The following is a 14,030-nucleotide window of genomic DNA, read 5'->3' as shown; positions in this document are numbered from 1 at the left end:
CTTTCTCCGAGATCCTTTTTCGCTTCCAGCTATTATTCACTCCGTTTCACTCCCCCTTTTAGGATTTGATTTCTGTTCCGGGGCTTGACGGTATACATTAGAATCCCCTGTGAGACGCGGACGTGTATCCATCATCCACCAAGGGGCTCTCCACAGCACATCTTTCAGCTCTTTACCTTTTAACGTCGCCAGTGGCGCTAAGTATGGAACGCCAAAGGAACGTAAGCTGCATAAGTGAATGACTATGGCGATGATTCCCATCATGATGCCAAGCAGCCCTAAGGTACCGGCAAGCAGCATCATTGGGAAACGCAGCATCCGGAAAGCAATTCCGGCAATATAGCGAGGCATCATAAAAGAAGCGATTCCCGTAATCGCAACCACAATGACCATTGGCGCTGAAACCAAGCCCGCTTGTACGGAAGCTTGACCAATCACTAGCGCTCCAACAATGCTGACGGCAGAACCTACCTGCTTCGGCAATCGAACCCCTGCCTCCCTTAGTGCTTCAAACGTAATTTCCATAGCCAATGCCTCTACTATTGCAGGAAAAGGTACCGATTCCCGGGATGCTGCTATGCTTAGCAGGAGTGCGGTTGGGACCGCCTCATGATGGAACGTTAAAATAGCAACATAAAGTGAAGGAAGCAAAAGAGATAATCCCATAAAAAAGTATCGTAACCAACGGATAAAGGTGCCTGCCATAAAACGTTGAGCATAATCCTCTTGTGATTGAATTAAAGAAAAGAAGGATATTGGTGCAATTAAAGTAAAAGGAGTTCCTTCTACAAGAATGACAGCTCGTCCCTCCAGCAAGCTGGCACAGGCTACATCCGGCCGTTCTGTCGACATGATCTGAGGGAAAGGTGAAAACGGATTGTCCTCGATCATTTCCTCGATGTACTCGCTTTCTAAAATACCGTCTATTTTAATTCGTTCCAACCGTGTTGAAATCTCTTCAATCAGTGTTTTATCCGCAAGTCCATCTATATAAGCAATCGAAACATTCGTCCTGGTAAGAGTTCCAATCTTCATAGATTGTATTTTAAGGGCAGGACTTTTGATAATACGTCGCAATTGGGAAGTATTTACCTCTAGAGATTCAATAAACCCCTCTCGTGACCCCCTAACTCCCCCCTCTGCCACAGGTTCTTCAATCGCCCGCTTTTCCCATTTGGACAATCCTAAAGAAAATCCATCGCTTCCCCCTTCATATAGAAGGATCGGGTTTCCAGAGGAAATCGATTCAATGCAATCCGCCAAAAAATTCACTTTTACCACTTTAGGAACGGGCATTTTATGTTCAATAAACTCATTTAATTGTTGTGGTTCTTTTGATGACTCCTGCATGAGTGGGGATAGCACATATTGCTCTATCGCCTCGATGTCTGAGAGTCCCGCAATGTAAATGAGCATCGCCCGCGTCTCTCCGAAAAGTAAGAACGAGCGGAACATGACATCGGAGCAATTATTATAAACAGAACGAAGTGTTTCAACATTTTGACTGAAATTCTCATCAAGTGAATCTGCAGGTTTGGAATCCAGATAATCATTTTGTACCAGGGATTTTTTTTCTTTCTTTTTTCTTAACAATTTGCCAACATTACGAATCAAGCTGGTTACCCCCATTTTTTTGCAGGTCGCTCTAACTCCATTTTTCTATGTTTCTTCATTAAGGGTATTTTATACAGAAAATCATGAGCTCAGCATGAACTTATATTTAGCAAATTGAAAAGTTATGTTATAAGTTGATATTGAATAAACCGTAATCCTTTGTGATATCCTGTTTGTAATTAATAACAAAGGGGTATATCAAAAACCGAGGCTAGTGAAAAATACTGCCTCTGTTTAAGTATGGATTTTGACCAAGATATGCAAGGCCATAAAGTGGGGGATACTTTTTAAAGGATGGATATTCGCTTTAAAATACCCCTTCTTTTTTATCTCTTTATAGAAGATTCATGGGCAAACAGACTAAAACATTAGAAGATAAGGGAGATTCTATGTCATTCTTAATCACATTGCTCGGATTATTAGTTTCCACAATAATCGCTACAATATTAAATGCCATATGGACCCGTATTCCACTGCCGATATATCAGATATCCATGGGAGCAGTGCTTTCATTATTGCCATTTCAATTATCATTGGATTTTCACTCAGAATTATTCATGATCTGTGTCATTGCTCCGCTGCTCTTTACAGAAGGAAAAAATACGTCCCGTAAAGAATTGCTTGAATTGCGTAAACCTATTCTGTTATTGGCCTTTGGGTTAGTGTTCGTGACTGTTTTTGCAGGAGGTTTTTTCATCCACTGGTTAATACCTGATATGCCGATGGCTGTCGCTTTTGCTTTAGCAGCAACGATTACCCCTACAGATGCCGTAGCGGTACAATCGATTACAAAAGGGTTGAAATTGCCCGGAAATATGATGCCCATCCTTGAAGGTGAATCACTTTTCAATGATGCTGCTGGAATCGTTGCTTTTAAAGTTGCCTTGACAGCTGCCCTAACTGGGGTATTTTCTATAAAAGATGCTTCGCTAAATTTTATATTTGTAGCTTTAGGCGGTATCTTTATAGGTATCCTATTGGGCTATTTAATCGTTAAATTACGATTATTTTTACGGGTTCATGGACTTGAAGAAATCTCCATGTCCATTGTTATTGAACTGATTACGCCTTTTGCCATATATATGGTAGCTGAGGAATTCCATGTATCCGGAATCTTGGCAGTGGTTGCTGCAGGTGTAATCCATGGCATCGAGCGGGACCGCCTTCAGAGTTCCACAACTAAATTGCAAATTGTATCAACTAATACATGGTCTGTATTAGGTTATGTTTTGAATGGACTTGTATTTGCTTTATTAGGATTCATGTTGCCGAGTGTTTATCAGGAAATTGAGTCCGACCTAAATAGGGGTACTCTTTTTGGGATAAGTGTTTTGATTGTTCTTTTATTATTGGTGATCCGTTTTATTTGGGTATACATTTTGCATAATACCTTCACGAAAAACAGAGTGAATCCCTTAGAGCAATTCATCATGTCAAGGGTTCATCCAGAAGATAGCGAAAACACCGATGATGATTATGTCTCAAGATCCCGATTTGCATTTTTGACATCCGTTTGCGGCATTCATGGTACCATCACATTGGCTACAGCTTTATCCATACCATATTTCATGCCGGATGACACTTTATTCCCGATGCGTAATACAGTCTTGTTTATCGCAGCTTGCGTCATATTGTTAAGCGTCATATTGGCTACGGTTCTTTTGCCATTACTGGTAAAGACACCGGTTGTATTCAAAGATGAGCGCCTAACCCCTGAGGAGGCTAATAAAATTATTTTAAATAAAACGATCGAACAGCTGAGCAAAGAAGCAACCATGGATAATCAGAAAGCAGTCCATCAAGTGATGGAAGATTTAAATGAACAACTGATAGATTTGGAGCGGGGAATAACGAATAGACCGGATAATCGGACAATACGCGATTTAGTGGAGCTTGGTGCCAACAAGGAATTGGAGGTCGTTTCTGGATTAGTCGAAAAAGGGACTATATCGCAAACAGCCTTTGAACTTTATAAAGTGTATATTTCAAGAACCTTAAATTATATGCAAAAATCTTCGCTGAAAAGGGCTTGGATCAATTTGCAGGCCATTCTTTTCAAGAAAAAGATCAATGTCAAATGGGATAAGAAATGGGAAGCTAAATTGGAGGACTCCATCATTAAAAATGCTGACCTGATACGGGAGTTCCGTAAAGCCCAAAAAGAAGCTTCAAAGGAAGCTATTTCATTGATCAAACAACAAACTACACCTGAAAACCGTCATGAAGTCATGCTTGTCATTCAAAGATATAATCGTTATTTGAATCCATTCGGAACATTAAGTGAAAAAGAAGCTAATCGCTTTGAAGAGATGGTGAGTCATTTTCAGTTGAATGCTATGCAAATCGAACGTGATATCATTCAGCAAATGGTTGAAGATGAGCAAATATCCATGCAAACAGCGACTGAGCTTAGACAGAACTTAATCTATGATGAAATGTTAATGATAGAAAGCCGATAAAATACAAAGAGACACCGATACAACAGCGAGCGGTGTCTCTTTATTTAAATCCAAAGGGGGGCAAACAAATGGAGAAATGTCATAGGAAAAATGAAAATAAAAAGACCTGCTATAGTTCGAGCAGGTATAAGAGGGTTCCAGTTTAAGATGGTACGGTATCTTCATGGAACCTGATCCCATTATCCTTTTTGGTGTTCTTGTTCGTTCAAATGGTAACTTCGTTTTGCAGCTTTAACTGTTGTTTCAATTGAACATACTGCAGTTCATGAAGCATCATGAAGCCGGCGGGTTATACGAAAATGCCTTTATTTTCTTGCGGTTCAGCTTTACACCTCTCTAATTGATCAATCCTCCCTCAATTCTCTCTTTTATCAAGTCCATCATTCAATATCTTCACTTGATGACGGAAATATAGATAGAAAATGATCCAAATGATCATATAGAATGGTATAAAAATCCCAATTCCTATAGCTAATCCTTTTAAGCTGAATGAAATCCACCCAACAAAAAAGGATAATAGGAAGTAAAGGATGCTGACAGTCAGGAAGTGCAGAATGGTTTGAGATAATAAACTCCATTTTTCATTTTCAAAGATGATTGTTGCCGTGCTGAAGAACCAGCCACAGCATAAGCAGCCTATCGCGTTTTTTACAAATATTTCACTGTCTAATGCTGTGACCTCCCCAAAAGCGATCACTCCAAAACACGTCAGCACCATCACGAGTGCCCCAAGGCAAATCCCAGCAAAGCTACGGAATAATAGTGTTTTCATCATAATCCCTTCCTTTTCCATTGAAATGCTTTCTTGATCCCTTGAACATAATGGCGAGAAACATATTCTTTTTCCCCTGATCGGAAATACACACATAAGGTACCGTTGAAAGATGCCTCGAATCTGCTTAACTCATCCAAATTTGCAATCACTGACTTGGACAAACGCACGAATTGATTACCAGGAAGGTCCCTTTCCAGTTCATATAACCTTTCTTTCATTTCGAAAGTACCCTGTTTCGTCCGCACCATTATGGAATCTTGCTCTGTGAACAAACAGATAATTTCTTCTGCCCGGAAGACATGCTGCATTTCTTCTTTTCTACCAACAAAATACGGTCTTTTCCTCTCCTTCAAGCGCTCCATCAGTTCCTGCACTTCCTCATTCCATTCATGATTGCGGATAAGCACCTCTATCGCCTTGATCTCCTCATCTATCTCTACGTTTATTTTCATTCTGCGGCCTCCCTTTACTTATAATGTAAGTATATTAATATCTTTGATATTTCGTTTGTGATTTCCAGCTACATGCCGCTTTATAGCGATAACATGCTTGAAATGGATACACAGATACACTAAATAACCGTCCAAATAATTGGACGGCCCTTTGCAAAATCTTAATTCCCTTTTGATTGCGTTCATATTAATTAGCTTATTTAATGACCTTTTCCAAGAGTTCGATCACTCTTTGCTTGTAAACGTACTTGGCATCACCACGGCGACAACCTCGCCTCGGGCGCAAAGTTTATCGATCGCAAATACCTCTGTTTCGATTCTCCATTTCTTAGGATGAATCTCATGAATTTTCCCAACTGCCATTAATGGCACATCATTTGGGGTTGGCTTTACAAACTCCACTTTAAGTGAAGCGGTCACGAACCTGGGAGGCTCCACTCCATCTCCAACTTCATGCCCATTTTTACGATGCATTGCCAGTGCAGCTGAACCTGTTCCATGACAATCAATTAACGATGCAATCAAGCCGCCATAAACAAATCCTGGAATTGCGATATGCTCTGGACGTGGTGTATAAATTGTCTTTGTTTGTTCGCCTTGCCAACCCGTTCGAAAATGATGACCATCTTTATTTAACCGACCACATCCATAACACCATGCAAATTCATCTGGATAATCATCTTGAATCGCTTTTGGCATATTCTCCTCCATCAACTCTCCCCCTTTTTCAGAATATTATAACACTACTAAAGGATAATCGGTCTATTAGGTAAATGGTGAAAGAGTAGTGTTTTAGTTTTAATTTTCATGAAATAGTAAAATGACGCAGCTTTATACATACTGAGGAAATCGACAACATACATAAAAAGTTTGCAAGGGCTCCTTTACTCGATATAAATGACAAAGGCCCCTGTATGCATGCAGCATTCAGGAGCTTTCCTTTGACTAATATATAGTTAAGAAGTATCTGCCATTGCATTATTAAAAGTTAAGCCTTTTTCTTAAATCCCAATACTTGAATGTCATTTTACCCATTTTCGACTTCGAAAGTGAATCATATTTACGCCCAAGTGCTAGGTTTTGTTTTTCCAGCTTAGTAATTTGTTTAAGCTGAACTGTGTTTAGTTTTTTTAATTGCTTCACTTCTTTAACCAATTCTTTATTTTTCACTTTAAATTCATTGTTTTTATTATCGACAATTGCCTGTTCTTTCATTGAAACTTCCACATCTTTTGGTTTTAATTTAGGATTGCCATAGGTTTCAAACCCTATCGTTTTTAAATATGGCATGTTATTTTGAAAATTTTGTTCAAAGTTTCCATAACTTTTATGGATGTGGAGAAATGTATAACATCCGGATTTTTCCATTGAAGTGATTTGACCATACCCAGACAGTTTAGACAGTTTTTCAACTCGTTTTATTTCTTCAGGTATGTTTTTGACAATATAGGTAAAAACTTCGTCACCATTAAACTCTGCAGGCAATTTTTTCACTTTTTTTGATGGTGCAAGCTTATTCAGTTCATCAAAATCATCTTCATCAATATAAAACATATCCGAGCTTTCAATCACATAATCTGTAATACGTTTGCTCCATAATAGACCTTGCAGTTTTTTTATGGCTTCCGAAAATAAAAACTGCCTGCTAACTTGATACATTCGTTGCGCAGCAAACTCATATATATCCTTATTACATAGCGCTAATTTGACAGCTTCACGGAAATCCTTCTCTGTAACAGCATATAACGGGTAATCTTCGCCAAAAAGCTTTATATGCATTTCAGTTGGATTCATTATTACAGCCTTCCTTAAGATCCCATACTCCAATAGCTTTGTGGACAGTTCCAGACTGCTGTCCATTTCCTCACTTCTCCAGGTTATCCCAATATCACTGTTCACGATTAATTGTTGGGCATTCTCCCTTGTCAATGCCCCGTACCATGTAAGCCCATCTGTATTTTTAAGGAGGTATGCAGCTTCTTCCTTAAAATGAGAATCATCTTTAACCCATTTGAATTTATCCCCCGCTACATCAAGTGACAGATTCGGAATCTCACGTTTTAATTCTTTAAAAGCAGTAATGATGGGAATGGTCTTCCAGTCCGGGTCGAATTTCCCTGTATATACAAGTTTGTTTTTTAACCGGGTCTGCCCTTCTGCTGATTCAACGTTCGGTATCATCGGCGTAAGCAGGGAAACTTTGTTTTTTTCTTTATTCAAATTAAGAATCTCAATGACAAAATCGCACATCTCTTCTGTTTGACATAAGAAATACGCACACTGATCATATATATTTTTGATGCTCTTAAACTTTTCTTCATTAACATCCTGACCTATGTGAGTCAAGCCTGTAGCATAAACTAATGTATTCTTTATGATATGCTCATGCTTTGCTATTTTTTCAACAGTCTCAATGCTTCTTACAAATAGCCAATCATATTCATTTTGACTCCAATAATGTGAAATGAGCATTTCAGCTATATCAAAATCAATGACACCTTTTTTTACCCACTCATCATCGGTGGCCCTAAAAAAAGGATCAACAAAAGGATTGAGAATGGTTATATTATCAAATTTCTCAAGAGGCTGAATTAGGATATCACGTTTGACCGGGCTAGCTAAAAGCAAGTCAACTTCGATGTTGGAATCTAAAGCAATGGTCGATGCTAAGGAAGATAAAAATACTGCAGATCCATCCATTGAATTCATGTCAATAAAGCCAAATAGAAGCACCTTCATTTTTCTGTTTTCAACTAGTTCATGTGAATTCAAAGTTTTCACTCCAATGACTGAAATCTGGTATGAATTTTTATTTTTTTATTTGCTCTTTAATAGATGATTTAAGCGCAAGATATTTTAGCGTGAATTTCCCTGCATATGTAACGTTGAATTTGTGTTCTAATAACTTAAGTCTTCGCATTTCTTTGTTAAGCTTAATATTTTCTTTTTGGGCCATCTTACTTTTTTCTAATTCTTCCCGGAGCCTATTATTTTCTTTTGTCATATTCTCAATTATTTTTTGCTTTTCAGTGCCACTTGCCTCTATGAGCTCCAATGTCATGGACATCATGTCTTTCATTTGTAATTCAAGTTCCTCATACATAGTTTTCCAATATTCGTTTCGTTCGTCCATATTGAAAAAACTCCCCTCATTTAACCTTGGATAATCTCCAATTCTCTTTTAATAACAACATCTACCGCGCATTTTTCACGAATCGACTGAGAAGCTTGTTTTGACACTCTTAAAAATACGTCCGAGTTGTAATATAAGCGCTCTATTGCATCCGCAATATCGATAGGGGACTCAGGTTTTGTAAGAAGGCCAGAAACGTCGTGTTTAACGAATTCCGGAATTGCCGTGATATCTGTTGAAATCGGCACTAGCCCACTGGACATGGCCTCGCACATTGAAACACCTTGAGAATCCAAACGGGTCGGGCAAAGGAAAATTCCATACTCCTTATGTAATGCAGCGATTTGCTCCTGAGAGAGGAAACCTTTATGAATCGTTACATTCTCAAAATCCAGGATTGGCTCAACGGTTTGATCGAACAATTTCCCATCACCATAAAATCCAAATTCCAACTTATCGAAGTATGGTCTCTTCGATAGTTCCAGCACCGCTTTCACCGATAAATCATTGGCGTATTTTCGTGAAGCGTATGGCCTGATTGAAAGGACTTTTGTCCGCTTTTCAACGGGCTTTTCCATAAAGGTAAACAGATTGTCATCTATTACATTAGGAATGATTACTGAATTTTTCGATTCCGTTCTTGCGTCACATTCCGCAATATGTTCTTTGAACCATTTGGAAATATGAACAAAGGTTGTATCCAATTCATTCGTTTGATAAAACCAATTCATAAAAGAAAGCTGTTCTATATAATAGTCTTCCGACATTTCAAGTATCTTCCTCAAGCTTTCAGGGCTTTCAAGAAAATTAAACCATCTCCTATGCCATGCCTCCGTTTCAAATCCATGTATCCAGGTGATAATCGGTAAATCTGTGTTCGTATCTTTTATCGCTTGTACCATTTTTGGATTAACAAAATGAATGAGCGCTTTTTTATGTACTTTATGATTTAAGAAAATGCGCAGATGCTGTTCAGTTCCTCGATAAACAGGCACATCTTCATACGTATACTTTTCTGCTTTTTTATAGGCAGGATGCAAAACAAAGACATCGACCTTCAAACCCTCATCCAGATAAGCCTTGACTCTTCGATGGATAAACCCATTCCGATATAACTGATCTTCATGCGGATAAGCATTGGTAATGATTACATATCTATCTTTTTCACTAAATGTAAGCTCATATAGATTTATAGATTCCTCCATTTTTGTTCACTCCTACTATTCAGTCATCTTCAATCAGCCTGCTACTCATCTGTAAATGAAGGATTTTTAGAAGACCCTTTTCCAATCACTTTTAAAACCGTCAATCGATTATAACAAACATGTATTACTGAATATCGACATCAATATGAGAATTCTGTAAATATAAGTAAAGTTTTCATGAACTTTTATATATTTTTGTTAAATTTCAGTAATGACATAACCGGAAGGATCAGCATTCGTATAATCGCCCTCTTACATATAAACTATTATATTTAAGTCTGTTAATAGGACTTGGGAGTGTATAGCATAAAATCAAAAGCTCATCATATCCTTAATGGAATTTATTTGGTCCAGGGACCAATCAGTACCTTTTTCTACCTTCAAGAATTATTCAAGCATGTTTTTGTAAGAATAGAATAGAATCGAAAAAAGACCAATTTGCTGAAGAGAGTGATATAGATGGAACCCATTACCTTTAAAGCATGTGCAATCACTAATGAAATTGATTTGAACAAAATCGCCATTCATTGCGGCATTCCTAAAAAATTCACCTGGGAAGAGCCTTTAATCCTTAAAGGCGATATTCTAAGTTCCATCCTTAATAAAAATGTGGACGAATCGCAACAGGTGCTGGTTTTCTCCTTTGGCAGCATTGTCTTCATTAATTACTCACACGCGGATGAGATTAAGGAGTTTTCATCCTTTATCCATTCTTTCGAGCCGGACATTGATCTCGTTAATGTAGACAGATATACAGACGATTACAGCCTTCACTTCAGTGAAACTGAAAACATCAATTTGACAGACGAATATGTAGTTGTGCCTAAATATGAATTTTTCTATCCTGAATTAATTTCCACCATTCTCGCAAAATCGGTGGCACTTGAAAAAACAGAGGAACAACTCGGAAAAATCCACGACAAGCTCGAAGCCATGATAGACCGGCTGGAAAAAGGCAAGCTAAGAATCGGCAACAAGGAATTAGCGAGGACGACGGCAAAAATCGTTCGTCACGAGTACAATACCCTAGCGTATATCATGATTCTGGATAAACCTGATATTACATGGACAAGCAGTATTGCCGGCGAATTTTATGACAGAATGCTTAATTTTTTTGAATTGAATGATCGGTATAAAATCTTGAAAAGTAAAACCGAAATTTTATATAACATTATGGATGGGTTTTCTAACATCAGCCATTCGATCAGGGGACTATTCGTTGAATGGATCATTGTGATTCTCATTGTCTTTGAGATTGTTCTGACGATTTTAGAAATTGTAGGATGGATACCATGAATTCTGAACATGTCGTATCCATATCAATGGTGAAAATTTTCCTGCATGGCAGGTTGGATGGAGAACTTTCAAAAAATAAGCATCATTAAGATGCTTATTTTGCGTTTAACCACTCTTTCATTTTTAAGTTACTGTATATGGAAGTTTAATTAAATTCCTTCCATACCGGGGACTAGGTACTTTTTGGGATTTGCATCTCCTTTATGCCTCTAATAATGATTGATCCCCCTATCGTTTACCTCTTATGGGAGAACGTTTTTCTTCTATCATACTCCCCCGGGGTTGCCAACACGTTCCACTGCCCTCTATATATTCCGGAAGTTATCTAAAGCTCACTTAATCCAGAGCAAAATGGAAAATAAATTCCTCCCCTTCTTCCCCGTTAAATCTGTATCCTTTGTCAACGAATCCAGCTTTTTTATATAAATTTATCGCTGGAACATTCGAATGATGCACTGTTAGTATAATCTCATTTTTATCTGGATGACTTAGTTTGATCATCTCAGGCAACACTTTTAAAGTCTTAAAAGCCAGCCCCTTTTTTTGATGGCGCAAATCCAAGGAGAATGATTTAAGAAGAACCGCATTCTTATTACTTGTATATTGATTTCCCGCTTTATCCGTATATAAGGCAAAACAGCCGATCAACTCCTCATCTAAATAAATGACCATGGGAAGGTTATATTTATCCTTTCTGAAGTCTTCGATAACTTTCAAAGGTAAGGAAGTATAGATTGCTTGTTCTATAGGTAAACAATAGTTGCTCAGCGCCTCATAGTCATTTTCGATAAAAGGCCTAATGGTTAATCCAGTCAACATATTTGCACCCCATTTTTCACATTTTGATAAATCCATATTAACAGATACTAAAGTTTTACAATCCACTACAAACAATAATTTTCAAAAATGTTTATTCACAAAAAAAGGAATGGCTTGTTTGCCATTCCTTCAGACTGTAGAAAAACTCGAAGAAAAGCGAGTTGATTACAACCTTTTTAAAAAACGTTCCTGGTAAAAAAGGACCATTAAGGATAACCAAGGCTTATTTTCTTCTTCGGTTTTGCAAATCATGATGTTAAATCATTCAGATGCCGATAATTCACTTTCCGTTACCCATTTATGGTTCTTTACTTTTTCTCCCCCCGTAGTCGGTGTATAATCGACCATATAAACAGTCGTTTTTTCAGCAGATTCAACTTCAGCGACTGTCCCGTTCATCCCTTCCATATGAGAAGCATTTACTGTGACCTTCGCTCCGGGTTCATACGTCTTCTCTCCTGCATCTTTGATTTCTTCTTGTATGATCCATTTATGATTTTCCACTTTTTCCTCGCCATTTGCAGGCGTATACGAAATGGCATAAGCAGTCGTATCAAATGCACCCACTATTGTTGCTTCAGCCCCCCTCATGCCTTCCATATGACCTGATTTGATAATCGCTTGACTTCCAACTTCATATGTTGGTTTTTCTGCAGCTTTTAATTCTTCAGGAACATCACCCGAGCTAGAATGGTTCATATCCATTTCACTATGTCCCATTTCTTCTTTATCCTCTTTGTTTTTATCATCGCTGTTGGAACATGCGCCAAGGATTAAAAACAGCGCTGCCAATAATGATAGGATGATAGGCAATTTTGTTCTTTTTTTCATATTGAGTAAACCTCCTTTATGATTGCATCCATCTTACCAATTAAATATGCAGAAAATATGGAGTGACTCGTGAAAAAAGTAATGGAGCCCCATACATTTTTTTGCAATAGTCTTGCCTGAATTGAACCTGATGGCGTTAATATTAAAGGTCTGAAAAAAGAAGAACCATTCCCGCAGATAGAAAAATCACCTTTTTTTGGCTGAACAGAATTCTATTTAGCCACCACAATCTTTACTTTTATTGCTATTCGACTTTTCTTGCAAAAACTTTTTGAATTGCTCTTTTGTAATATTTGATTTCATTGCCAATGTGACTAATTCCAGCCATTCGTCAGGAAGGTTTCCATCAAAATCCTTCATATCATCATCTCTTTCTTTTTATTTTTAGTCTATTTTTCCAATAATGTGTAAAACTATATTCGGAATATCATTATAAATTAACTCAATCATCCATAGCTGCATTTTAGTGTAAATTTAATAAGTCTTTACATTTACCATAAGGCCCCCATGTTTGTTTGTAATCAGGGAATTCCCCATTCTTCTATATTAATAACCTTAATTATTTCATAATAAAAGTGAACAGCATGCTCTCGCGTAGTTTAACAGAGGTAAAAAGAGATGAGATGGATATAGAGGGTATTTGAGGTGATCAATCCTTCCGGATATTGCCTGGTAATCAAGCAAGAAGGACTTGGTCAAAAGTCCTTCTTATGTCTAGTCTCCCAAAGTTGATTGTTCGATTTTTTGCATGATATGCGAAAGGTTCATGGAGGCATGTTTTTTATAATCCCTGCCTATGGATTTGAATAACCCTTTCGCTATACCTATTAACATGATTTTGGTATGTCCATCCGAAATAATGGACTTATTAGGGAAACTTGATATAGCTTGCGCACCGCCAATCTTATTAGCTGTTTCCTTAATAAAATCAATGATTTTAATTTCCTGGATTTCCCCTTCAATGTCGGTTTTATAGATAATTTGATTTCTCCAAAGCTTAAGTTCAATCCTCTGTTTAGTATAATCGAAGAGGTCTTCCGTGATATGAACATTGCTCATTTGAATGGAGTCTTTAATGGGATATAATTTCGGGTTAGGATTGATTTTCTTTATTAAGGATTGGTCAATCGTGACCTTTTCCCGCTTAATGCGCGTATTTTTCGTTTCACATAAAATCAACCTTAACTGTCCGGCAATTATATTGTTGAACTCTTCTAATCCAAAGAGTTCAACGAGCATTACGCTATATTCCAAAATGGTGATCGCTTCATCGAATTCTCGTTTAGCAGCTGCATTCGATCTAGTAAAAACCAATCGATTCTTCCTCTCCATATCCTTCTCACCCCACTGAATTCAAATTTATTGAATAAATTGTAAAAACTTCTGTAATGGATTATTTAGACTGTAGGCAAATTCGAAAAAAGCGAGTTTGTCTACGTTTTTACG

General features: G+C 37.6%; 13 protein-coding genes. 2 read left to right on the top strand and 11 right to left on the bottom strand.

The genetic code is table 11. From position 1 onward, the window contains the following. Window positions 1-36 precede the first annotated feature (36 nt). A complete protein-coding gene (locus ACFRAK_RS06935) occupies window positions 37-1,629 on the bottom strand; it encodes a spore germination protein (protein WP_387704816.1) in 1,593 nt (530 codons plus the stop codon). A gap of 374 nt (window positions 1,630-2,003) precedes the next feature. On the opposite strand from ACFRAK_RS06935, the gene ACFRAK_RS06930 reads away from it, so the two are divergent. Beyond that, window positions 2,004-4,073 carry a Na+/H+ antiporter gene (locus ACFRAK_RS06930; RefSeq protein ID WP_394571457.1) on the top strand — a complete coding sequence of 690 codons (2,070 nt, stop codon included), beginning with the start codon at window positions 2,004-2,006 and terminating at the stop codon, window positions 4,071-4,073. Window positions 4,074-4,428: 355 nt separating this feature from the next. Here the strand turns inward: ACFRAK_RS06930 and ACFRAK_RS06925 are convergent, their stop codons facing one another. The 6 genes from ACFRAK_RS06925 to ACFRAK_RS06900 all read right to left on the bottom strand — a co-directional run bounded on the left by ACFRAK_RS06925 (window position 4,429) and on the right by ACFRAK_RS06900 (window position 9,638). Then, window positions 4,429-4,848, bottom strand: a complete 420-nt coding sequence (locus ACFRAK_RS06925) for a DUF3021 domain-containing protein (protein WP_394571456.1) — start codon at window positions 4,846-4,848, stop codon at window positions 4,429-4,431. Beyond that, window positions 4,845-5,300, bottom strand: a complete 456-nt coding sequence (locus ACFRAK_RS06920) for a LytTR family DNA-binding domain-containing protein (RefSeq protein ID WP_214743187.1) — start codon at window positions 5,298-5,300, stop codon at window positions 4,845-4,847. The genes ACFRAK_RS06925 and ACFRAK_RS06920 overlap by 4 nt, the downstream gene beginning before the upstream one ends. Before the next feature lie 225 nt (window positions 5,301-5,525). Then, window positions 5,526-6,011, bottom strand: coding sequence for a PaaI family thioesterase (locus ACFRAK_RS06915; RefSeq protein WP_387597068.1), 486 nt, complete (start codon window positions 6,009-6,011; stop codon window positions 5,526-5,528). 270 nt (window positions 6,012-6,281) lie between these two features. Beyond that, entirely contained in the window at window positions 6,282-8,072 is a 1,791-nt protein-coding gene (locus ACFRAK_RS06910; RefSeq protein ID WP_387597071.1) for a glycosyltransferase family protein, read from the bottom strand. 37 nt (window positions 8,073-8,109) lie between these two features. Then, entirely contained in the window at window positions 8,110-8,433 is a 324-nt protein-coding gene (locus tag ACFRAK_RS06905; RefSeq protein ID WP_394571455.1) for a hypothetical protein, read from the bottom strand. Window positions 8,434-8,453: 20 nt separating this feature from the next. Then, on the bottom strand, window positions 8,454-9,638 hold the full coding sequence (locus ACFRAK_RS06900) for a glycosyltransferase family 4 protein (RefSeq protein ID WP_387597077.1): 1,185 nt from the start codon (window positions 9,636-9,638) through the stop codon (window positions 8,454-8,456). A 459-nt stretch (window positions 9,639-10,097) separates the two neighbouring features. On the opposite strand from ACFRAK_RS06900, the gene ACFRAK_RS06895 reads away from it, so the two are divergent. Then, a complete protein-coding gene (locus ACFRAK_RS06895; RefSeq protein WP_387597080.1) occupies window positions 10,098-10,934 on the top strand; it encodes an RMD1 family protein in 837 nt (278 codons plus the stop codon). Between the two features lie 336 nt (window positions 10,935-11,270). Here ACFRAK_RS06895 and ACFRAK_RS06890 read toward each other — a convergent pair whose 3' ends face one another. The 4 genes from ACFRAK_RS06890 to ACFRAK_RS06875 all read right to left on the bottom strand — a co-directional run bounded on the left by ACFRAK_RS06890 (window position 11,271) and on the right by ACFRAK_RS06875 (window position 13,916). Next, window positions 11,271-11,789 carry a GNAT family N-acetyltransferase gene (locus tag ACFRAK_RS06890; protein WP_394571454.1) on the bottom strand — a complete coding sequence of 173 codons (519 nt, stop codon included), beginning with the start codon at window positions 11,787-11,789 and terminating at the stop codon, window positions 11,271-11,273. Between the two features lie 225 nt (window positions 11,790-12,014). Further along, window positions 12,015-12,584, bottom strand: a complete 570-nt coding sequence (locus tag ACFRAK_RS06885; RefSeq protein WP_387704808.1) for a YdhK family protein — start codon at window positions 12,582-12,584, stop codon at window positions 12,015-12,017. A gap of 216 nt (window positions 12,585-12,800) precedes the next feature. Further along, window positions 12,801-12,944 (bottom strand): anti-repressor SinI family protein, encoded by a 144-nt coding sequence (locus ACFRAK_RS06880; RefSeq protein ID WP_387597086.1) that lies wholly within the window; start codon window positions 12,942-12,944, stop codon window positions 12,801-12,803. Window positions 12,945-13,298: 354 nt separating this feature from the next. Then, on the bottom strand, window positions 13,299-13,916 hold the full coding sequence (locus ACFRAK_RS06875) for a hypothetical protein (RefSeq protein WP_387597089.1): 618 nt from the start codon (window positions 13,914-13,916) through the stop codon (window positions 13,299-13,301). Window positions 13,917-14,030 lie beyond the last annotated feature (114 nt).

The organism is Peribacillus sp. NPDC056705 (genome assembly GCF_043656335.1).
This window is presented reverse-complemented; position numbering and strand designations above follow the sequence as displayed.

Coding starts and splice junctions, on each gene's coding strand:
- ACFRAK_RS06935 (WP_387704816.1), bottom strand. CDS start 1,629: ATGGGGGTAACCAGCTTGATTCGTAATGTTGGCAAATTGTTAAGAAAA.
- ACFRAK_RS06930 (WP_394571457.1), top strand. CDS start 2,004: ATGTCATTCTTAATCACATTGCTCGGATTATTAGTTTCCACAATAATC.
- ACFRAK_RS06925 (WP_394571456.1), bottom strand. CDS start 4,848: ATGATGAAAACACTATTATTCCGTAGCTTTGCTGGGATTTGCCTTGGG.
- ACFRAK_RS06920 (WP_214743187.1), bottom strand. CDS start 5,300: ATGAAAATAAACGTAGAGATAGATGAGGAGATCAAGGCGATAGAGGTG.
- ACFRAK_RS06915 (WP_387597068.1), bottom strand. CDS start 6,011: ATGGAGGAGAATATGCCAAAAGCGATTCAAGATGATTATCCAGATGAA.
- ACFRAK_RS06905 (WP_394571455.1), bottom strand. CDS start 8,433: ATGGACGAACGAAACGAATATTGGAAAACTATGTATGAGGAACTTGAA.
- ACFRAK_RS06900 (WP_387597077.1), bottom strand. CDS start 9,638: ATGGAGGAATCTATAAATCTATATGAGCTTACATTTAGTGAAAAAGAT.
- ACFRAK_RS06895 (WP_387597080.1), top strand. CDS start 10,098: ATGGAACCCATTACCTTTAAAGCATGTGCAATCACTAATGAAATTGAT.
- ACFRAK_RS06890 (WP_394571454.1), bottom strand. CDS start 11,789: ATGGATTTATCAAAATGTGAAAAATGGGGTGCAAATATGTTGACTGGA.
- ACFRAK_RS06885 (WP_387704808.1), bottom strand. CDS start 12,584: ATGAAAAAAAGAACAAAATTGCCTATCATCCTATCATTATTGGCAGCG.
- ACFRAK_RS06880 (WP_387597086.1), bottom strand. CDS start 12,944: ATGAAGGATTTTGATGGAAACCTTCCTGACGAATGGCTGGAATTAGTC.
- ACFRAK_RS06875 (WP_387597089.1), bottom strand. CDS start 13,916: ATGGAGAGGAAGAATCGATTGGTTTTTACTAGATCGAATGCAGCTGCT.